This window comes from Actinoplanes derwentensis, from assembly GCF_900104725.1.
Classification (GTDB): domain Bacteria; phylum Actinomycetota; class Actinomycetes; order Mycobacteriales; family Micromonosporaceae; genus Actinoplanes; species Actinoplanes derwentensis.
Window position 1 is genome coordinate 3376413 of the sequence record NZ_LT629758.1, and the last position, 19598, is coordinate 3396010.

Annotated in this window: 18 protein-coding genes; 9 read left to right on the forward strand and 9 right to left on the reverse strand. The window is 69.9% G+C overall.

Features of this window, described 5'->3' with window-relative positions; genetic code table 11:
• Nucleotides 1–4: 4 nt before the first annotated feature.
• From BLU81_RS14805 to BLU81_RS14815, 3 genes are read right to left on the reverse strand one after another with little or no spacing between them, the layout of a single operon-like run.
• Complete coding sequence (locus BLU81_RS14805) at nucleotides 5–811, reverse strand: carbohydrate ABC transporter permease (protein WP_092545192.1); 807 nt, start codon at nucleotides 809–811, stop codon at nucleotides 5–7.
• 3 nt (nucleotides 812–814) lie between these two features.
• Nucleotides 815–1654 (reverse strand): carbohydrate ABC transporter permease, encoded by an 840-nt coding sequence (locus tag BLU81_RS14810; RefSeq protein WP_092545193.1) that lies wholly within the window; start codon nucleotides 1652–1654, stop codon nucleotides 815–817.
• Between the two features lie 60 nt (nucleotides 1655–1714).
• Entirely contained in the window at nucleotides 1715–3034 is a 1320-nt protein-coding gene (locus tag BLU81_RS14815; RefSeq protein ID WP_231954542.1) for an ABC transporter substrate-binding protein, read from the reverse strand.
• A 183-nt stretch (nucleotides 3035–3217) separates the two neighbouring features.
• Here BLU81_RS14815 and BLU81_RS14820 point away from each other — a divergent pair, with 183 nt between their 5' ends.
• The 3 genes from BLU81_RS14820 to BLU81_RS51790 all read left to right on the forward strand — a co-directional run bounded on the left by BLU81_RS14820 (nucleotide 3218) and on the right by BLU81_RS51790 (nucleotide 4307).
• Nucleotides 3218–3565, forward strand: coding sequence for a hypothetical protein (locus tag BLU81_RS14820; protein ID WP_092545194.1), 348 nt, complete (start codon nucleotides 3218–3220; stop codon nucleotides 3563–3565).
• An 86-nt stretch (nucleotides 3566–3651) separates the two neighbouring features.
• Nucleotides 3652–3927 carry a hypothetical protein gene (locus BLU81_RS14825; RefSeq protein ID WP_092545195.1) on the forward strand — a complete coding sequence of 92 codons (276 nt, stop codon included), beginning with the start codon at nucleotides 3652–3654 and terminating at the stop codon, nucleotides 3925–3927.
• Nucleotides 3928–3935: 8 nt separating this feature from the next.
• The gene (locus tag BLU81_RS51790) at nucleotides 3936–4307 is read left to right on the forward strand and encodes a helix-turn-helix transcriptional regulator (protein ID WP_307833774.1); all 372 of its coding nucleotides are present in this window, start codon (nucleotides 3936–3938) and stop codon (nucleotides 4305–4307) included.
• A 51-nt stretch (nucleotides 4308–4358) separates the two neighbouring features.
• Here BLU81_RS51790 and BLU81_RS14835 read toward each other — a convergent pair whose 3' ends face one another.
• On the reverse strand, nucleotides 4359–4868 hold the full coding sequence (locus tag BLU81_RS14835; RefSeq protein WP_092545197.1) for a GNAT family N-acetyltransferase: 510 nt from the start codon (nucleotides 4866–4868) through the stop codon (nucleotides 4359–4361).
• Between the two features lie 53 nt (nucleotides 4869–4921).
• On the opposite strand from BLU81_RS14835, the gene BLU81_RS14840 reads away from it, so the two are divergent.
• Genes BLU81_RS14840 through BLU81_RS14850 form a run of 3 tightly spaced genes read left to right on the forward strand, consistent with a single transcriptional unit; the run spans nucleotide 4922 to nucleotide 6718 of the window.
• On the forward strand, nucleotides 4922–5512 hold the full coding sequence (locus BLU81_RS14840) for a TetR/AcrR family transcriptional regulator (protein ID WP_092545199.1): 591 nt from the start codon (nucleotides 4922–4924) through the stop codon (nucleotides 5510–5512).
• Complete coding sequence (locus tag BLU81_RS14845; RefSeq protein ID WP_157751579.1) at nucleotides 5509–5727, forward strand: hypothetical protein; 219 nt, start codon at nucleotides 5509–5511, stop codon at nucleotides 5725–5727. The genes BLU81_RS14840 and BLU81_RS14845 overlap by 4 nt, the downstream gene beginning before the upstream one ends.
• A gap of 31 nt (nucleotides 5728–5758) precedes the next feature.
• Nucleotides 5759–6718, forward strand: a complete 960-nt coding sequence (locus tag BLU81_RS14850) for an NAD-dependent epimerase/dehydratase family protein (protein ID WP_092545204.1) — start codon at nucleotides 5759–5761, stop codon at nucleotides 6716–6718.
• Here the strand turns inward: BLU81_RS14850 and BLU81_RS14855 are convergent.
• Both BLU81_RS14855 and BLU81_RS14860 read right to left on the reverse strand, forming a co-directional pair.
• Nucleotides 6713–7624: a pectate lyase family protein gene (locus BLU81_RS14855; RefSeq protein WP_092545206.1), complete on the reverse strand. Its 912-nt coding sequence runs from the start codon at nucleotides 7622–7624 to the stop codon at nucleotides 6713–6715. The two genes, BLU81_RS14850 and BLU81_RS14855, sit on opposite strands and share 6 nt — an antisense overlap.
• Nucleotides 7624–9174, reverse strand: a complete 1551-nt coding sequence (locus BLU81_RS14860; RefSeq protein WP_092545208.1) for a pectate lyase family protein — start codon at nucleotides 9172–9174, stop codon at nucleotides 7624–7626. The genes BLU81_RS14855 and BLU81_RS14860 overlap by 1 nt, the downstream gene beginning before the upstream one ends.
• A 221-nt stretch (nucleotides 9175–9395) precedes the next feature.
• Between BLU81_RS14860 and BLU81_RS14865 the strand changes: the two genes are divergently transcribed.
• A complete protein-coding gene (locus BLU81_RS14865; RefSeq protein ID WP_092545210.1) occupies nucleotides 9396–10574 on the forward strand; it encodes a right-handed parallel beta-helix repeat-containing protein in 1179 nt (392 codons plus the stop codon).
• Between the two features lie 45 nt (nucleotides 10575–10619).
• Here the strand turns inward: BLU81_RS14865 and BLU81_RS14870 are convergent, their stop codons facing one another.
• Together BLU81_RS14870 and BLU81_RS14875 are read right to left on the reverse strand one after the other, a co-directional pair.
• Nucleotides 10620–11039: a DUF6188 family protein gene (locus BLU81_RS14870; RefSeq protein WP_092545212.1), complete on the reverse strand. Its 420-nt coding sequence runs from the start codon at nucleotides 11037–11039 to the stop codon at nucleotides 10620–10622.
• Nucleotides 11040–11126: 87 nt separating this feature from the next.
• The gene (locus BLU81_RS14875; protein ID WP_092557096.1) at nucleotides 11127–12011 is read right to left on the reverse strand and encodes a LysR family transcriptional regulator; all 885 of its coding nucleotides are present in this window, start codon (nucleotides 12009–12011) and stop codon (nucleotides 11127–11129) included.
• 84 nt (nucleotides 12012–12095) lie between these two features.
• On the opposite strand from BLU81_RS14875, the gene BLU81_RS14880 reads away from it, so the two are divergent.
• Nucleotides 12096–13268 (forward strand): MFS transporter, encoded by a 1173-nt coding sequence (locus BLU81_RS14880; RefSeq protein WP_092545214.1) that lies wholly within the window; start codon nucleotides 12096–12098, stop codon nucleotides 13266–13268.
• Here BLU81_RS14880 and BLU81_RS14885 read toward each other — a convergent pair whose 3' ends face one another.
• Nucleotides 13269–14231 (reverse strand): hypothetical protein, encoded by a 963-nt coding sequence (locus BLU81_RS14885; RefSeq protein ID WP_157751580.1) that lies wholly within the window; start codon nucleotides 14229–14231, stop codon nucleotides 13269–13271.
• A gap of 206 nt (nucleotides 14232–14437) precedes the next feature.
• Between BLU81_RS14885 and BLU81_RS14890 the strand changes: the two genes are divergently transcribed.
• Nucleotides 14438–19579, forward strand: coding sequence for a diguanylate cyclase (locus tag BLU81_RS14890; RefSeq protein ID WP_092545216.1), 5142 nt, complete (start codon nucleotides 14438–14440; stop codon nucleotides 19577–19579).
• Nucleotides 19580–19598: the final 19 nt, after the last annotated feature.

Below are 19598 nucleotides of genomic sequence, written 5' to 3' on the forward strand. Positions count from 1 at the left end.
GTGATCAACCCTTGAGTGCGCCGGACATGAAACCGCGGACGTAATGCCGTTGAAGGATCAGGAAGAGCACGATGCACGGCAGCGCGAGCACCACCACACCGGCTTCGGTGGCGCCGAAGTCGACGATGCCCATCACCTGCTGGCGCATGTTCGCCACCGCGAGTGGCAGCGGCGCCTTGTCGGAATCGCTGATCAGCACCAGTGGGGTGATGAAGTCGTTCCACGCGGCCAGGAAGGCGAACAGGCCGACCGTGATCAGGCCCGGTTTCACCGCCGGGAGCAGGATGTAGAGCAGCGCCCGGAAACTGCCACAGCCGTCGACCAGCGCCGATTCGGGTAGTTCCTTCGGCACCGCCTCGAACGAGATCCGCATCATGAACGTCGCGAACGGCAACTGGAACATGGTCAGCACCAGCGACAACCCGACGAGTGAGTTCTGCAGGCCCAGTTCGTTGAGGAGCACGTAGAGCGGAATGAGCAGGGTCGCGTACGGCACCATCAGGATCGCCAGCGTCACCAGGAACAGCGCGTCCTTACCGGGGAACCGGAACATCGCGAACGCGTACCCACCGAGTAGCGAGACGACCAGGGTGAACAGCACCGTCATCAGCGACACCATGGTGGAGTTGAGCAGGTACTGCCCGATGCCGGCCTGATAGTCCACCAGGGTCTGGTAGTTGCCGAAACCCCAGCCGTGGGTCTGCGCGGTGCCCGCCTGCGGACTGACCGACGCGACACTCGCCCACAGCAGCGGAAAGAGGAAGAGCAGGGCCAGGCCGCCGGTGACCACCCGTTGCGGGGTACGGAACACGCGTCACCCCTCCTTGTCGCGTAGGCCGCGGAACTGCAGCACGTTGACGATGAGCAGGGTGGCGAGCACGAGAAGCGACAGAGCCGCGGCACGGCCGAGGTTGTTCTGGCCGTAGAACGCCATGTTGTAGATGAGCTGGACGACCGTGATCGTGCTGTTGTCCGGGCCGCCCTTGGTGAGGATGTAGAACTGGTCGAACGCCAGCATCGACCCGGTGACGCAGAGGATCGCGCACAGTGCCAGCGACGACCTGAGGAGTGGCACGGTGACGTACCGGAAGGTTTGAAAACGGCTCGCGCCGTCCAATCGGGCCGCCTCGTAGACGTCACCCGGAATGGCCTGCAGTCCGACCAGCAGCAGAAGCATGTAGAAACCGGCGAAACGCCACACGATCAAGGCGACCGTCGACCACAGTGCCGCGTTGGGCGTACCCAGGAAGGATTCGATCCCGAGAAACTCCAGCGGGGTGCTCTGCGGCGAATAGAGCGCGTAGAAGAGCAGCGAGGCGGAGGCCAGGCCCAGGGCGCTCGGGACCAGGAACGAGGTCCGCAGGAACCCGGTCCACCGGCTCGACTCCTGCACGATCAGGGCCAGGATCAGCGCCAGTGCGAGCAGGATGACCGTGGTGACCACGGTGTATTTGAGAGTGAACCAGATCGCCGGCCCGAACAGCCGGTCGTCGAACACGTCCTGGAAGTTCTCCGGCGCGTTGAAACCGCGATTGCCGGTGAGCAGGCGCCAGTCGGAGACCGACATCCGGGTCACCATGGCGATCGGCAGGACGAAGAAGATCAGCACGAACAGGGCGGTCGGTGCCGCGTAGGCCCAGCCCTTGAATTTCACTGTCTGTTACTCCGCATTCGGATCGGCCGGTGGCGCTTCTTGCAAAGCGCCACCGGTATCTCATTGACCCAGTACCTGGCTCAGCGCCTCGTTGTCCTTGGCCAGACCCGCCGGGTCGCCGTAGACCTGATTGCGGAACAGGGTCACCCACGGGCTGCCCGGCGCGTTGAACGCCTGCTGGAAGTTGACCGCCACCGGTGTCCGGCTCTGCGCGGCCCCGGCCACCTTGTTGATCGTGGCGACCCGCGGGTCCTTGGCCGAGTACTGGTTCTCGGTCAGGTCCGAGCGGGCCACCGTGCTGTTCCCGGCGGCGAGCACCTCCACCTGGGCGGCCTCCGACGTCAGCCAGGACAGGAAGTTCCACGCCTGCTGGGTCTTCGTGGAGTCCTTCGAGATGCCGATGCCGTCGCCGCCGACGAAGGTCGAGCCCTCGCCCGCCGTCACACCCGGGATCGCGGTCACGCCCACGTCGACGGTCTTGGCGGCGGTCGGCAGGAGCGTCGCCGGGTACGGCATCACGCCGACCTTGCCCTCCTGGAACGCGGCGACCCAGGTGGCCCCGGTCTCGTCCTTGGCACCCGGCGCGATCGCACCGGCGGTCTGCAGGTCACGCCAGGTGCTGTAGACCTTCTGCGCGGCCGGGCCGTCCAGCAGCGACTTCTTACCCCCGTCGGCGGTCACCTCCTCGCCGCTGGCCCAGATCATCGGGAACCAGGTGAACACGTTGCAGCCGCCGCAGTTGCCACCGAAGTAGGTGCCGTAGGTGTCCCTCTTCTTCAGCTTCTGCACGGCCAGGGCCTGCGCCTTGAACTCGTCGAGGGTGGCCGGGCCCTTCTCCGGGTCCAGGCCGGCCTCCCGGTACAGATCCTTGTTCCAGAAGATCACCGAGAGGTCCAGCACGAACGGGAGGACATACTTCTTGCCCTCGTACGTACCCGCCTCCAGGTGTCCTTTATTGATCTTGTCGGCATACGACAGCTGGCCCAGTGACTCGGTCAGGTCGTGGAAGAGTCCCGCCTCGGTCCAGTTCGGCACGTAGACGATGTCCGCCGCGAACAGGTCCGGCAGGCCACCGCCCCCGGCCGCCGCGCCCACCTTCGCCACGTAGTCGTCGTTCGGGACGATGGTGAGCTTGACCTGGTTCTTATGAGCTTTGTTGTACGCGTCGACAAGGGATTTCGCCTGCAGTTCCAGCGGCGCCCGGGTCCACAGGGTCAGTTCCGAACCGTCGTCGACACCCTCCGCACCGGCCCCGGCGACCGGCGCGGCCGTCCCCTCGTCACCACTGGACGAACAGGCGGCGACGGCGGTGGTCATCAGGGCGGCCAGAGCGGTCCACACGACCGCCCGGTGTACGCCACTCAACAGGTTTCTTCGCACGAAGCACCTCCATGGGCACTTGTTTCGGCAAGTTTCGCTACCCGGTGGCAGGTAGCGGTCATATATGCAGCTCAGATGGCTGCAGCAGGTAATCCAAGAAGGACCGAAAAGGTTTTCAGAAACGTAATACTCCGGGAATTGCCCTGTCAAGGCTTTCGATCCCCCCGCCGGCCGAGGCGGGCTGTGCGGGCCGGATGTCGCGGCGTCCCCACCGAACTCGACATCAGGCTGGTCCTGCCGCCCCTGCTGTCCGGCACCGCCTGGAGCACCGGCTACTGGCGGGGCATCGTCACGCTCACCGCCGTCGCCCTGGCGCTGGCGCTGATCCGGGCCCGCGCGCTACGGCTGCGGGAGCACGCGGCGGATCAAGTGGCGGGGCGGCGGGGCGGCGGGCCGGAACCGGTCACCGCGATGCCGGCGGGCGCCACCGAGCCGACCGGCGGGATGTTCCTGCTGTTCGTCACCGTCACCTATGTGAGCCTGACCCTCCTCTCCCCGCTGTTCGTGCTGGCCGGCCACCTCACTACCTGACCCGTCGGCGCAGCTCCTGCTGCTCCTGTTGATCGTGGTGATACCGCTCCCGTCATGAACCGTCTCCGGACGGCACCGATCTCATCGTGACGTCGACGACCGAGATCCCCCGCCGGTGGTACTCCACCGTGTTCCAGCGACGCCAGCGCTGCATGGCCGTCGGGCGCAACGAGATCTGCGTGCAGTGGACTGCCGAGGCCGTCAACGCCCTGCCCCGCCGCCGAACCGGCCGACTCGACGAACTGGGCGACACGGCGCTGGCGGCAGCCCTGGCCGATCTGCGCCGGAGGCGAGGTTGGCACACCCGAGAGGCGTACACGTGTCCGTATCTGGTCGCGAATCACCTAGTCTCGGGCCTATAGTCTCGCGCATGACTTCGTCGTTGTACCTGGTCGGCAACCGGGAGATCCGTCAAATGCTTGGCGACATCAGCCGTCAGCGCGTCTACCAGCTCACCTCCCGGCCGGACTTCCCCTCACCCGTCGCCAGCCTCTCCCAGGGCAAGGTCTGGCGGGGTGAGGACGTCGAAGCGTGGATGGAGCACAAACGCCGACCACGCTTCCCCACGCCACTCGATCCATCGCAGCCGGACGACCCGACGGCACCGGAGATCCCGCGGGTTCCCGGCGACTGGGCCGGTGCCGCCGCGAGGCCCGGGTTCACCGCCCCGGCACCCCGCCCCTACGACCGCTCGACACTGATCCCGTGCTGCCTGCACGCGCTGGAGCACCGCACCTCCTGAATCGTCCCGGTGACGCCGCTTCGCCCGGCCTTCCCCGGCGAAGCGGCGTCCTCACCGGACCATCGAGTGCCGCCGGGCCGCCAGTTCGAGCACCCACGTCTGCCCGGTGACCGGATGCCCGAACCCAGCGTGCGGCTCCGCACCGGCGAGCACGAAACCCTCCGCCTGATAGATCTTGCGGGCCGACTCCAGCCCGTCGACGGTCCACAGGACAACCCGCCGATAACCCCGATCAAGGGCGAATTCCAGCGCTTGCCGTACGAGTCGAGCACCAGCCCCGAGCCCACGGGCCGCCGGACTGACGAGCAGAACGCGCAGTCGAGCGACATCGGGCATGTCATCCGCGACCAGGGCCACGCTGCCGACCCGTTCGCCGTCCCGCTCAGCGATCCACAGTGCTTCCCGCGCCGGGTCGTGCCCTGCGGCGAAGTCGGCGACGATCCGGGCGACCATCGTCTCGAACGCGGTCGTCCACCCGAACTCCCGGTGGTAGACCTCCCCGTGGACCATCACGACCCAGCCCAGGTCCCCGGCCCGGTCAGCCTGCCGAACGGACAGCATCACGCACCCCCAGCCACTGAAACAGTCGTTTCAGTGCCAGGTACGCTACCCGTGTGCCCGACGAACCGACAACCGTGTCCCCCCGGCAGGCCGAACTACTGGAGGCCGCCTACCGGTACGCACTCGACCACGGCCTGACCGACCTGTCGCTACGCCCGCTGGCCGCCGAGATCGGTTCCAGCCCCCGGGTGCTGCTGTTCCTGTTCGGCAGCAAGGAGGGCCTGGTCCGGGCCCTGCTGGCCCGGGCCCGCACCGACGAACTGACCCTGCTGAACCGCCTCGGCCCACAGGCCGGCCTGACCGAGGCGGCCACCCGGATCTGGGAATGGCTGTCCGACGACCAGCACCGCCCGCTGCTACGACTGTGGGTGGAGGCGTACGCCCGCTCGCTCGTCGACCCGACCGGCCCGTGGGCCGGCTTCGCCCGCACCACCGTCGAGGACTGGCTCGACGTCCTGGCCGCCTGCCAATCCCCGGCGACCCGCTCCACCCCACAGGCCCTGACCCAGCGAACCCTGACCCTGACGATCCTGCGAGGTGCCCTGCTGGACCTGCTGGCCACCGGCGACCACGCCCGCACAACCGCCGCGGTAGCCCGAGCCTTGACCCTCGGCCTACTCGACCCCGCAGACTCGAAGCCATGACGATGGACCTCGACAACCACGGCTTTCTGCTGTTCGACGACACGCTGGCCGTCGCTGACCTCTACAACACCGGGCTCATCTCGAGCGGCCGGCCGGACGTGACCAGCTACCACCGGGTGTTCGCCCTGCTCGCGGAGCATGCTGTCGACATCGGGCCCGCACTGGACGAATACCAGAACAAGTATGTGGACCTGCTGCAGAGGCGCACGCATTGAACAGCGGCGATATCCGCTCTACCGTCGGGCGATGCGTGTCTTCGTCACCGGTGCTGACGGGTTCATAGCCAAGGCCGTGATCAGGCTCCTGCGCGACGGCGGGCACACCGTGCGCGGGATGGATCTGCGGGCCGGGGTGGATGTGGTCGCCGGGGACATCACCGCGGACGGTGCGTGGCAGGACGCGGTTCGGGGCTCGGAGATGGTGGTGCACACGGCGGCGGTGGTGTCGAACGCGGTGGGGCCGGCGGGGCAGTGGCGGGTCAATGTGGCCGGGACCCGGCGGGTGCTGGATGCGGCGGTGCGGGCGGGGGCGGAGCGGTTCGTGCATCTGTCGTCGGTTCGGGCGTTCTCCGACCTGGGGTTTCCGGACGGGGTGACCGAGGATCATCCGGTGCGGCCGGACGGCAATCCGTATGTGGACACCAAGATCGCCGGAGAACAGGTGGTGTTGCAGGGGCACGCCGAGGGCCGGATCGGGGTGACCGTGGTACGGCCCGGTGACGTCTACGGGCCGGGTTCCCGGCCGTGGACCGTGTTACCCGTACAGCTGATCAAGAAGTGGCAGTTTCTGCTGCCCGCCGGCGGTGCCGGGATCTTCAGCCCGGTTCACGTCGACGACCTGGCCGACGGGCTGCTGCGGGCCGCGACACTGCCGGAGGCACGGGGGCAGATCTTCACCCTGACCAGCGGGTACGGGGTGACGTGCCGGGAGTTCTTCGGCCACTACTATCGGATGCTCGGCAGGCGCGGCCCGCTGGTGGCGCCCACTCCGGTCGCGGTCGGAGCGGCCCGGCTGGTGGGCCGGGCCGTCACGCTGACCGGGGCGGTGACCGAGGTGAACGCCACGTCGATGCGCTATCTCACCCGCACCGGCACCTACTCGATCGCGAAGGCCCGCCGGATGCTGGGTTACCAGCCCGTGGTGGAACTGGCCGACGGCATGGCCCGCACCGAACGCTGGCTGCGTGACCAGGGGCTGCTGTCATAGTTTTCCGGCGCCCGCCCCGGCCTGCACCAGTGCCGGGACCGAGGCCGCCGGGTCCAGGGTGTAGGAGTAGTAGGTGGACGGTTCGGTGACCGTTCCGCCGGACTCGCACACCCCGGACGTGGTGAAGACGTTGTTGCGCTGGACCAGGCGGCCCGGCCCGCTGTCGGCGTAACCGCTGGTGGAGAAGCACGGGTAGGGGACGCCGGCGAAGTTGTTGCCTTCCAGGAGCACCCCGGCGTTCATGGTGGAGGCGACGCCGTAGAGCGCGTTGCCGTCGAAGTAGTTGTTGTAGACGTGCACCGGCTCACCGAATCGGACCCGGGGATGGCGCTGCCGGGAGCCGTCGAACCAGTTGTGGTGGATGGTGACCTTCAGGTGGCCGACGTCGGTGGAGGACGCGCCGTCGGAGTGGCCGATCAGCATGCTCTTGTCGGTTCCGGCGAAGTGGTTCCACGACACGGTCACGTAGTCGGCGCCGCGCACGATGTCGATCGACCCGTCGACCGGGCTGACGAACGTGTTGTGGTCGATCCAGATGTGGTGCGACTGCTGGCCGACGTTGATCGCGTCGTCCTCGGCGCCGACGAAGGTCAGGTTCCGCACGATCACGTTCGACGACTTGTAGAAGTCGAAGCCGCCGCCGGTGATCGTCGGAGCGCTGCCGACCCCGATGATCGTCTTGTTCGGGCGGATGCCCTGTTTACTGGTGATCGCGATGGTCCCGGACACCTGGATGATCAGGGAACCGACGGTGTCGATGGCGGTCAGCAGCTCATCGGTGGTGTCGACGACCACGGTCGGCCCAGCGACACCACCGGTGGTTCCGGTCGCGAAACCGTCGGCGGTGGCGGGAGCGGCCATGACCAGGGATGACGAGGCCAGCAGCAGGGACAGCAACGAATGCATCAGAGCCTCCCGACCCCGGCGCCGGCGGTGACGATCGATTTGACCGAGGCCGCCGGGTCCAGGGTGTAGCTGTAGTAGGTGGACGGCTCCTGCACGGTGCCGCTGCAGACGGGCGCTCCGGACTCCCCGGTGAAGACGTTGTCGCGGGCGACACAACGACCGGCCGGACCGGCGTACGTGTTGGTCACCGGCTCTTCGACGTCCTCGAAGTAGTTGCCCTCGACGACACATCCGGCGTTGTTCTGGCAGGCCACTCCGGTGTCGGTGTTGTAGACGTAGTAGTTGTTGTAGACGTGCACCGGCTCGCCGAAGCGGACCCGCGGGTTGCGCTGCGGGGTCCGGTCGAACCAGTTGTGGTGGTAGCTGACCTTGAGCCGCCCGGTGTCCTGAGCGCCGTTGTCGTCGTCGTGCCCGAGCAGCATGTTCTTGGTGTGCTGGTGGGTGTGGTTCCACGAGACGGTGATCAGTGACGAGCCGCGTTTGATGTCGATCAGCCCGTCGTACCCCAGGGCCAGGTCGTTGTGGTCGATCCACACGTGGTGCGAGAACATCTGCACGTTGATCGAGTCGTCGCTGGCGTTGCGGAACGACAGGTTCTGCACGATCACGTTGTGCACCGCGTCGGCGGGCGGTGCCGTCACCTCTGAGACCGGCAGGCCGATGTTGAGGCCGCCGCCGGTGATCCCGGCCGTCGACCCGACACCGACGATCGACTTGTCGCTGGTCACGTCGTACATACCGGCCGGCAGGGTGATGGTGCCGAGCACGCAGATGGTCAGCGGGCCGGGCGTGGCGATCGAGGACAGTAGTTCGGCGGCGGTGTCGACCTGCACGGTCGGGCCGCCCGCGCCTCCGGTGGTTCCGGCGGCGAACCCCGAGGCGGTGCCGGTGACGGCGCATCCGCCGGGCGGCGGCGGAGTGGTGGGGGTGGCGGAGGGCCCCGGTCCGGGTGCGGTGGTGTCGACCGAGACGTCGTCGAAGACCGCGCTGGCGTACGACGTGACCAGGCCGATCCGCCCCGACCCGAAGGTGGCGTCGGTGGCCGTGACGACCTGGACGCCGTCGACCCGGCCGGTGAGGGTGCCACCCTGCACGGTCAGGGCCAGGGTGCGCCAGACGCCGGTACCGGCACCGGCGGTTCCGGTGGCCAGGACGGTGGCCGTGCCACCGGAGACCCGTTGCAACTGGGCCGCGCCGCCGCCGGTGAGCACGAAGGTGTAGTACTGGCTGGTGGACTGGGCTCGGGCGGCGATTCCGGCTGTCCGGTCGCCGGCGCCGAAGGCGATGGGTTTGACCCTGGCCCGCACGGTGTAGTCGGTCCAGCTCGCGGTGCCGGCCAGGGCGCGGGCCAGGGCGCTGACGCTGGACTGCCGGTAGGCGGGGGTGCCGTCGGTGACGACCGACCAGGAGCCGCCGTTGCGGGTCCACCCGTCGGTGCTGCCGTCGTCGAAGGTTTCGCCGAAGAGGGCTTCGGCGTGGGCCGGGACGCTGATCAGTGCGGTGAGCAGTGCGGCCGACGCGGCCACGGTGAACCAACGGATTCTCTTCATGGGGATCCTCCGGGGGAATGGGCTGCGAAATCTCCGCGTAACCTGGAGCCGACCATAAAATTGCCATCGTGCACGGTCAATGCTTTCGCGTTTGCAGGAATGTTGCAGTCGCACCCACCGCGAAGCGTGACGGATTGACTTGTTTCGAAGACTGTCGTACCGTCCGGACGGGAAAGCGCATTCCCCCACGTCGGCGCTGTCCCTACAAGGAGTGAATCCCCATGAGAAATCTGCTGGCCGCAGCCCTCGCCGGTGTTGCGATATCAGCGGTAATGCAAGCCCCGGCCGCAGCCGCCGCGACCACGCTTTATGTGGCGGTGAACGGCAGCGACGGTAACGCCGGGACGATCTCCGCACCGTTCGCGACGATTCAGAAAGCGATCACCACAGCGGTCGCCGGGGACACGATCGCGGTTCGCGGCGGCACCTACGGGCTCGCGGCCAACATCCCGATCACCAAGAGCGGGACGGCGGCGGCGCCGTACACGCTCACCGCCTACGGCACCGAGCGGGTGATCATCGACGGTGAAGCGCTCGGGTACACGCCGGGGGCGGTCGGTTCGACGATTCCGGCCGGGCAGCGCGGCGCGATCCACATGGAGGCGTCGTACTGGAGGCTGATCGGTCTGGAGATCGTGAACGGGCCGTACGGCATCTACTGCGCCGGCTGCAACAACAACACGTTCGAGCGGCTGTCGACACACGACAACTACGAGACCGGGTTCCAGTTGCAGGGGGCGTCGGCGAACAACCTGATCCTGAACCTGGACAGCTACGGCAACCGGGATCCGCGCAAGAACGGCGAGAGCGCCGACGGCCTCGGCATCAAGGAGGGCACCGGCACCGGCAACGTGGTCCGCGGCGCCCGGCTGTGGAACAACGTCGACGACGGTTTCGACGCGTGGCTGTTCACCTCGCCGATCACGATCCAGAACACCCTGGCGTACGGCAACGGTTACAACCGCTGGAGCATCCCGAACTTCTCCGGTGACGGCAACGGCCTGAAACTGGGCGGCAGCAGCGGCACCGGCCCGGCGGCCGCGCACGCGGTGAGCAACGCGTTCGCGTGGGGCAACGCGGCGCACGGTTTCACCGACAACGGCAACACCGGGGCGATCACGATCAACCGCAGTACCGCTTACCAGAACGTGAAGACCGGTTTCGACGTGGACGGCGGTTCGACCACCCGGCTGACCGCGAACCTCGCACTGGGTAACGCCACCGCGGTCGCACTCGGTTCGTCGACCGCGTCCGGCAACTCGTGGAACATCGGCGGCACGTGGACGGTCCTGAGCACCGATGCGTCCACCATCACCGGAGCCCGCAACACCGACGGCTCGATCCGGACCTCGAACTATCTGGTCCCGTCGAACGGCAGCGCGGTCGGCGCGAAGATCTGAGGGAAGACCCGGCCGCCCGCGCCCCTGTGGGCGGCCGGGGTTCCACTACCGGCGGGCGGCCTCCCCCCAGGAGGCCAGCTCGCCGCGAGCGAGACACACGATCAGATATCCGCCGGGCCCGACCACGGCCCACGACTCGGCGTCCGGGTCGACGTCGACGACCAGGCGGGCGCCGCTGCCGAAGTCGATGCACAGCTCACCGTCGGCGGCGCTGCCGGCCGACCGGACGGTCTCCCCGAGCAGGGTCGCCATGATGTCGTCGGGGTTGTCGCCCGGTTCCACGTCGGTCCGGCCGCCCGGCCCGTCCAGGTGGGTGATGGTCTCGATCAGGACCCGGCAGCCGCCGCTGAACCCGAGCGCGATCGAGTGCCCCAGCTGCACGTACTCCAGTTTCCGGCCGACCAGCACGCCGAGCGGACGCGAACGCCGGCCGGACTCCGGGCCGGCTGCCGTGGCTGGCACCATCGAACACTCCCGATCGGTTCGTCGGATTCTCTGACTGGCAGGAACGTATTGCGCGCCACCATAAGAGAGCCTTAAAGAAGCGAACCGTTATCGATCGGAGTCATACGGACCGGCGTCGGCGACGATCGACCGGAACCGCTCGGCGGCCGGCCCCAGCGGACGGTCGGTGCGCCAGGTCAGGCCGACCACCCGCTCCGCACCCGGCGTGGCCAGGGCGATCCCGATCGTCCCGGTGGCTCCGGCGAACTGTTCGGGCACCAGCGCCACGCCGAGCCCGGCACCGACCAGGCCCTCGATGGTCGCCAGGTCGCCGATCTCCAGGGCGACCCGCGGTGTCACAGCGGCCGCCGTGAACAGGGTGTCGACCAGGGCCCGGAAGCCGAAACCGGGCGGGATCGTGACGAAGTCCTCGCCGGACACGTCGGCGAGGCGGGCGCGGCGCCGTCCGGCGAGACGATGGCCGGGCGGCACGATGAGGACGAGGGTCTGGGACTGCAGAGCCAGCCAGCCGTACGGCCCGTCGGGCTCGGGAGAGGTCAGCGCCAACTCGGCGGCACCCGTGGCCAGGTCCGGCAGGATCACGTGCCCCGGTTCCTGCCGCAGTTCGACCCGCAGGTGCGGGGCCTGTTCCCGGACGTCGTGCAGGATCCGGGGCACCAGCGAGGTGGCCATCGAGTCCAAGAACGCCAGCCGCACCGTGCCGGACTCCGGATCGAGCAGCCCGGCCAGGTCACGGCGCAGCCGGTCGTAGCGCCCGACCAGGTCACGGGCCGCGGCCAAGGTCAGATCACCGAGCGGATTCGGGTGTACGCCTTTGGCGTCCCGTTCGAACAGGCGCACGCCCAGTTCGGCCTCCAACCGGGCGAGCAGCCGGGACAGGCTGGGCTGGCTGGTGCCGAGCGCGGCCGCCGCCTCGGTGACGTGGTGGTGATCACCGAGCGCGAGCAGGCTTCTCAGGTCGTCGAGCTGCATCACCCTGATCATACGTACCGCACATGGGTCTGATGATTTTCATGCATTGGACGCATGGAATCGGGCGGCGCAGAGTGACGTCCCGTGAGCACCTATCGCCGGGCCGGCCTCGCGCTCTTCGCCGCGGGCGTGGCCACGTTCGCCCTGCTGTATAGCACCCAGGCCCTGCTGCCGGAGCTCTCCGCCACGTTCGGTGTCACCCCCGCACAGAGCTCCTGGTCACTGTCCGTGGCGACACTCGGGCTCGGGGTGACGTTGCTGATCACCGGGCCGTTGTCCGAGCGACTCGGGCGCACCCCGCTGATCCACCTGTCGCTCGGGCTGTCCGCGATCGTCGGGCTGACCTGCGCGATCGCACCGAACTGGCACACCCTGCTCGGGCTACGGCTGCTGCAGGGGATCACGCTCGCCGGGCTGCCCGCGGTAGCCACCGCCTACCTGCGGGAGGAACTGCCGCCGAACACCCACGCGCGGGCGGCCGGGCTGTACATCGGCGGCACCGCGCTCGGCGGGATGAGCGGGCGCTTGATCACGGCCGCGGTCGCCGAATCGTACGGCTGGCGCTGGGGTCTGGCCGCGGTGGCCGTCGTCGGCCTGGGGTGCGCCGCCCTCGTCCTGGTCCTGCTGCCCGCCTCGAAGAACTTCGTCGCCCACCCAGCGGCGACGATGTCCCGCCGCGCCTTCACCGACCCGGCTCTACTGAGCCTGTACGGCATCGGCGCGCTGTCGATGGGCGCGTTCGTGGCCGTCTCCAACGTGCTGGGGTTCCGGCTGACCAATGCCCCGTTCCTGCTCAGTGCGGGCGCGGCCGGAATGATCTTCCTGGTGTACCCGATGGGCGCGGTCAGCTCCACGGTCTCCGGGCGACTCGCGGACCGGTTCGGGCGGCGCGCGGTGATGCCGTTCGGGTGCCTGCTCACCGCGGCCGGGCTGCTGCTCACACTGCCCGACAACCTGGTGATCACGGTGGCCGGGCTGGCCGTGATGACCGCCGGGTTCTTCTGCGTGCACGGCGTCGCCAGTGGCTGGGTGCCGGTCCGCGCCCACGCCGGTGGGGTTCCCGCGGCTCAGGCGGCCTCGCTGTACCTGTTCGCCTATTACGCGGGTTCGTCGCTGACCGGCAACCTGGCCGGTGCGGCGTGGTCGCACGGCGCGTGGCCGTCGGTGGTGCTGCTGGCCGCGGTCTGCGTGCTGGCGAGTGGGCTGCTGGCCGCCTCGCTGCGCCGGATGCCGACCCTGGTCCCGCAACACCACTGATCAGCCGTCGATGCTCCGGGACAGATTGGCGACGCTGTTGACCAGGGCTTTCAGGTAAGCGTCGACGCGCCATGCGGTCGCCACCACACTGCCGAGACGGGCGGCGAGGACCGGCAGGGGCACGACCACCGGGTCGGTGGACCACACGATCACCCGGGCCACCAGGTCACCGATCACCCCGCGGACGATGTCGCGGGTCAACAGGACCAGGTCGCCGGCGGCCCGGGTCACCATGGTCATCGCCGTGGAGATCGCGGACAGCCCGCGCAGCGCCTCCACGTTGTTGGCCATCATCGCCAGGTAGGCGCGCACGTCCGCCCGGTCGACGCCGCCGAAGTCCTCGTCCAGGCAGCGTTCCAGCTCGTCGCCGATCTGCTGGAGTTCGGCGGCCATCGCACCCCAGTCACCGGCCTGCTTGGCGACCACCTCGGGCATCCCGGTCAGATCGTCGAGCATCCGCCGCAACGCATCGATCGTGTCGAGCGCGCAGTCCAGCCCGGTGGCCCGCAGCAGCGCGAACCCGTCCGGCACCGGCAGCACGAACTCGGCCACCGGAACGGTCTCCAGCTGCGGTTCCACCCATTCCCGCATCTCCACTGTCTCCAGCACGTCCGCGATGATCGCGGCGGCCGGCCGGGACTGCGGCTCGGGTTCGGGTTCGGCGCCGTCCTCCGGCACCCCGATCAGCTCGGACAGCCGCTGCCGTCCGTCGGCCACCCGGTGCAGGCCGCTCACGAAGAGGCCGAGGGTCTCCGCGACGTAGGCGATGAGTTCCCCGTGCCGGACGTGCCGCTCACCCAGCCCGGTGAGGATCCACCCGACCAGCCGCCCGAACGCCGCCTGGTCCTGCTCGAACTGGGCGACGGTCTCCCCGATCCGGCCGAGCCGAAGTCGCAGCACGTCGAGATGCCCGGCGTGCGCCCGAATCCACTCCGGATCAAACCGGCCTCCCCCGCTGCCCACAACGGCACCGTAACGTCCGTGCGCTTCCCCTCACGTGGCAGGGCACCCGCGATCATCACCCGGTTCCCGGTCCGCACCCCGCCGGACAGCGCGGGCGGCTACCCTGGCGGCGGCGGTGAGCTCGACAGGTTCACCCTTACTTCACCCTGACGAGGAACCCGGCCGAAAGATTCAGGTCGCGGGGGAAGCAACCGATCGTCCGGCATGTGACAGAACCCAGTCCCGTCGTTCCGGGACTCAGCGCGTTCCAGGCGATCGGCCGGGGCGGGCAGAGCGTCGTGCATCGCGCTCGTCGTGCCGACGGCACCGACGTGGCGGTCAAGATCCTGCTGGATCCCTCCGGACGTGCCCGGCTGCGCCGTGAGGCGACGTGGATGGCCGCCTGCCGGCACCCGGGCCTGCCCGAGGTGTACGACACCGGGGAGACCGACGGCCAGCCGTACCTGGTGATGGAGTTCGTCGCCGGGGACCGCCTCGGTGACCTGCTGCGTTCCGGCCCGCTCGCTCCCGAACGGGCGGCCGCCATCGCGGCCGACATCGCCGAGGCGCTGACCGTCCTGCACGTGACCGGTGTGGTGCACCGCGACATCAAACCGGACAACATCATCGTCGGCCCCGACGGCGCGGCCCGTCTGGTCGACCTGGGTTTCGCCACGTGGTCGGGACAGCAGAGCGGGGAGGCGGTCGCCGGTACCCTGACCTATGCCCCGCCGGAGCAGAACGGCACCCTGCAGCGTCCCGTCGACGCCCGCAGCGACCTGTACGCCCTCGGGATCGTGCTCTACGAGAGCCTGACCGGCCATCCGCCGTTCCAGGCGTCCGATGCCGGTGAGCTGTTGCGCCAGCACACCGTCGCGGTGCCGAAACTGGGCCCGGATCTGCCGCCGACGCTCTCGGCGGTGGTGGCCCGGCTGCTGGCGAAGGACCCCGACGACCGGTACGCCGGAGCGCCGGGTCTGGTCGCCGACCTGCGTCTGCTCGCCGACGATCCGGACGCGGTGTTCGAGATCGGTGCCACCGACGCGCCGGTGCACCGGCCCGAGGCGCCGATGGTCGGCCGGGACGCCGAGATCGCCGAGCTGGCCGCGCTGTGGGGCGAGACCTCCGACCAGTGCCGGGCCGCCGTCATCCGCGGTGGTGCCGGATCCGGGCGTACCAGGCTGCTGCGGGAGTTCACCGGCCGCCTGGAGAACGCCGGGGTGACCGTGCTGCGCGGCGACTGCCGTCCCGGTGACGCGCCGCTGGCCGTCCTGTCGCGGATCTTCGACGCGCACCTGGAGCAGTCCGGACCGGACCTGGTCCGGGCGGCGGCCGGTGACGCGGCGGCCTACCTGGGCCGGCTCTCGCCCGCGTTGCGGGACATCTTCGGAGCCGGGGACGGTGGTTCCGCCTTCATGATGGCGGTCACCGCCTTCCTGGGTGACCTCGCCGAGCAGACCGGCGGGCTGGTCCTGGCCCTGGACAACGCGCAGTGGCTGGACGTGGCCACCTTGCAGATGCTGCGCCAGCTCACCCAGAGCAGCTCCACCCCGCTGCTGATCGTCGCCACCCTGGACGGCATCCCCGGCACCGACGACGACACCGAGAAGCCCACCGTCGAGGGGCAGCTCCCGAACGACGCCGCCTGGGCCGGCTCGGAAGCGCTCACACTGCAACTGCGGCCCCTGGATCGGTCCGCGCTGGCGCAACTGCTCGCCACCTACACCGGCGGGTACCCGCTCGCCACCGAGCTGCTGGACCGGCTCGGCGCCCGGGCCGGCGGCCTGCCGCTGACCGCGCTGATGCTGTCCCGGGCCGCGATCGAGGCCGGGCTGCTCTACCCCCGCGACGGCCACCTGGACCTGGACGTCGACGGTTTCCAGCGCATCACCATCCCCACCGACCTGGCCGGCCTGATGCTGGAACGGATCGACGCTCTCGGCAGCGAGGGACGGGAACTGCTGGCCACCGCGGCGGTCACCGGCTTCCACTTCGACCCGGAGAAGGTCGCCCGGATCGCCGCGGCCGACCCCGACCAGGTGCGGGCCAGCTGCGAGGCCGCCGTCGGGCAGGGCCTGCTGGAGCGAAACGGTGAGGGCTACGGCTTCGTCCACGAGCAGGTGCACCGTACCCTGCTCGCCGGGCTGTCCCCGGAGCTGCTGCGAGACCTGCACCAGCGGGCCGCGGACGAGGCGTCGTCGAGTTACGCCGAGGCACGGCACCTGCTGCAGGGCCACCCGGAGCTCGACGCCGCCCGTACCACCCGGGTCTGTCTCGCGGCGGCGCACGCCGCGCTGGAGGAGCACGCCGGGACCGACGCGATCGGTTTCCTGGAGGCCGCCGAGCCCTACCTGTCCGCGGACGCCGACACCGAAGCCGACGTGGCCTGGACCGAGGCGCTGGGCATGGCCTACGCGCAGACCGGGCGGATCGACGAGGCCAGGCAGCGGTTCGCCGTCGCCCTGGCCGCCACCGCCGACGCCACGGTCCGGTCCCGGCTGCACGGGCGCCTGGCCCAGCTGAACCTGGGTGGCTGGCAGCTCACCGCCGCGATGGAGGAGACCGGCCGCGGCCTGGCCGCTCTCGGGCTCTCCACCATCCCGGGCGGGGTGGTCGGCCTGGTCACCGCGATCGTCTACCTGCTCGCCGCGGTGCTGGTGGAACGTACCGGCCTGGGGTTCGGCACCGCCGACGAGGAGCGTCTGGCGCGCTACCGGCAGCGGTACGCCCTGTACGCGGCCGGCTCCTACGCGGCGCTGCTCGCCACTCGGCGGGACACCCTGACCGGGTACGAGATGCGGGCCCGGTACGTCGCGGCCCGGATGGGACTCTCCCCGGAGTACGCCCGGCAGGCCGCTCACAACGCCGCGATCCGGCATGCGGTCACCCGGCGGCCGGTCGCACGCGCCTTCGTCCGCGCGCAACGGATCGCCGAACAGGTCGGGCAGCCGGCCGCCCTGGTCTACGTCGAATACCTGCGGCGTCTCTGCGAGACCCAGAGCGGGCATCCCGACCTGGACGAATATCAGCGCTGGCTGCAGCGGCACGGTCCGCTGCTGGACACCACCGAGAACCTCAACTTCGCGCTGGCCCTCAGCTCGCGCTGGTACCTGCAGGGCCGGGTGATCCCGATGCGCGCGGCGTTCGCCCAGGGCATGGACCACCTGTGGAGCGGCGACCGGTCGGACCACCCGACCGGCCGGGTCCGCGGGCTGTCCTGGATCGGCGGCCGCCCGCCGACGATCGACGACGCCACCGCGGTGCTGGAGCAGGACGACCCGGCCGGCCACGACGCGGGATCACGGCTGATGAGCCTGGCCGGCGCGTTGGAGATCTGCCGGGAACTGCACGACTACGGCACGACCTTCGACCGGGCCGCCACCGAGTTGTCCGGGCTGATGCTGCGGCCGGCCCGGATCGCGGCCACGATGCGGGTCGTCTATTCGACGGTGGCCTTCGGCCGTCTCGAGCAGCTACGGACCGCGACACCCGAGCAGCGGCCCGCCGCACTCGCCGCGGCCCGGCACGCGGTGCGGCAGTTGCGCGCCGCCGCCGGCCCGGGCCGGGGCGTCGGCCGGCAGCTGACCGCCCACCACGCGGTGGCCGCGGCCCATCTGGCGTGGCTGTCCACCGGTGACGTTCAGCGGCAACTGGCCGAGGCCGACCGGCAGCTCGCCGGCGAGGACCTGCCCGGCATGACGATGTCCCTGCTCCTGCTGCGGGCCCGGATGGCCGTCGCCGGCACGAAGACCGAGGAGGCGACGACACTGGCCGAGGCCGCCGGCCGGCTCGCGGATCAGCTCGGCCAGGCCCGGTACGCCCGGGCGGTCCGCCAGGAGTTCGGGCTGACCATCGGGCAGACCAGCCAGGCGTCGGTGATCGACGGCGGTGCTGCCGACCGGCGTCGGCTGGGTGCCCTGGAACGGCTCAGCCGCACCCTCTCCGGTGTGGTGAGCCTCGACGCGCTGAGCCGTGCCGTCCTGGACGAGACGGTGCTCATCCTGAACGCCGAACGGGCCTACCTGTTCCTGATGGACGAGGCCGACAGCCTGCAGCCGCACAGCGGACGCGACGCCGGCGGCAGTGACCTGGAGGTGCTCACCGACTACGGTTCGACGATCGTGGACCGGGTGCGGCACACCGGGAAGCCGGTCGTCGTCACCGGCACCGAGGAGGGCGCGGCGCTCGGCTCGCAGAGCGTGGTCCTGCACGGGCTGCGCAGCATCATGGCCGCCCCGCTGGTCATGGACGGCCGGCTGCTGGGCGTGGTCTACCTGGACAGCCGGGTCGCCAAGGGCATGTTCACCAGCGCCGACGTCGGTATCCTCACCGCGATCACGCAGTACGTGGCCGCCGCGGTCGAGACCGCCCGGGCCGCTCAGCTCGCCGTCGCCCTGGGGGCCGCCGAGCAGCAGCGGGACATGGCCGAGACGCTGCGCGAGTCGCTGATCCGGTTCAGCCGGCTGCTCGAACCAGCGGCCATCCTCGACGAGCTCCGGGACACGCTCGCCCGGGTGCTGCCCGCCGAGCACACCTATCTGATCACGGCGTCCGACGACGGTGACCTGACCGGCCCGGCGCACGGCGCGCAGGGGCCGCTGGAGCGGACCCCGGTGCTGAACCAGCTCCTCGCCGCGCCGGGCCCGCTCGTGGTGGGTCACCTGCACCTGCCGTTCCTCGACCCGGCGAGCAAGCACCTGGTGGTGCCGCTGCACCGGCAGGAGACGCAGGTGGGGCTGGTCGTGCTGGCCGGGCCGGAGCCGTTCGGGCCGACCGAGATCACGCTGGCCGCGGCCATCGCCGAGGAGGCGATGATGGCGTACCACAACGCCGATCTGTTCGCCCAGGTCCGGTACATGGCCACCACCGACGCCCTCACCGGTGTCAGCAACCGCCGGCACTTCTTCACCGTGGCGCACCAGGCGCACGCGGACGCCCGCGAAGCGGGCCGGGGGTTCGTGGCCGTGATGATCGACATCGACCACTTCAAGCAGATCAACGACCAGCACGGCCACCAGGCCGGTGACCAGGTGATCGCCACCGTGGCGGCCCGGCTGCGCGACGCGTTGCCGGACGACGGTGAACTGGGCCGGTACGGCGGTGAGGAGTTCGCCGCGGTCTGGTCGGTGGACGGTGACCGGGCCACCGCTGCCGAGCGGCTGCGCCGGGCGGTCACGAGCACCCCGATCGAGACCGACGCCGGCCCGCTCACGGTGACCGTGAGTGTCGGTGTCTGCCCCGCGGATCCGTCGTCGATCCCGCTGGACACCGCTCTGGGTTCCGCCGACGCGGCGCTGTACCGGGCCAAGGCGGCCGGCCGTAACCGGGTGGTGCTGACCGACACTCCGCAGGCGGCCGGCAAGGTGTGAAGGCGAAGAAGGGGGACAC

What these genes read in the sequence shown, in the direction of transcription:
- BLU81_RS51790 (WP_307833774.1), top strand. Translation starts at nt 3,936, where the DNA reads ATGACTTCGTCGTTGTACCTGGTCGGCAACCGGGAGATCCGTCAAATG.
- BLU81_RS14835 (WP_092545197.1), bottom strand. Translation starts at nt 4,868, where the DNA reads ATGCTGTCCGTTCGGCAGGCTGACCGGGCCGGGGACCTGGGCTGGGTC.
- BLU81_RS14845 (WP_157751579.1), top strand. Translation starts at nt 5,509, where the DNA reads ATGACGATGGACCTCGACAACCACGGCTTTCTGCTGTTCGACGACACG.
- BLU81_RS14850 (WP_092545204.1), top strand. Translation starts at nt 5,759, where the DNA reads ATGCGTGTCTTCGTCACCGGTGCTGACGGGTTCATAGCCAAGGCCGTG.
- BLU81_RS14855 (WP_092545206.1), bottom strand. Translation starts at nt 7,624, where the DNA reads ATGCATTCGTTGCTGTCCCTGCTGCTGGCCTCGTCATCCCTGGTCATG.
- BLU81_RS14860 (WP_092545208.1), bottom strand. Translation starts at nt 9,174, where the DNA reads ATGAAGAGAATCCGTTGGTTCACCGTGGCCGCGTCGGCCGCACTGCTC.
- BLU81_RS14865 (WP_092545210.1), top strand. Translation starts at nt 9,396, where the DNA reads ATGAGAAATCTGCTGGCCGCAGCCCTCGCCGGTGTTGCGATATCAGCG.
- BLU81_RS14870 (WP_092545212.1), bottom strand. Translation starts at nt 11,039, where the DNA reads ATGGTGCCAGCCACGGCAGCCGGCCCGGAGTCCGGCCGGCGTTCGCGT.
- BLU81_RS14875 (WP_092557096.1), bottom strand. Translation starts at nt 12,011, where the DNA reads ATGCAGCTCGACGACCTGAGAAGCCTGCTCGCGCTCGGTGATCACCAC.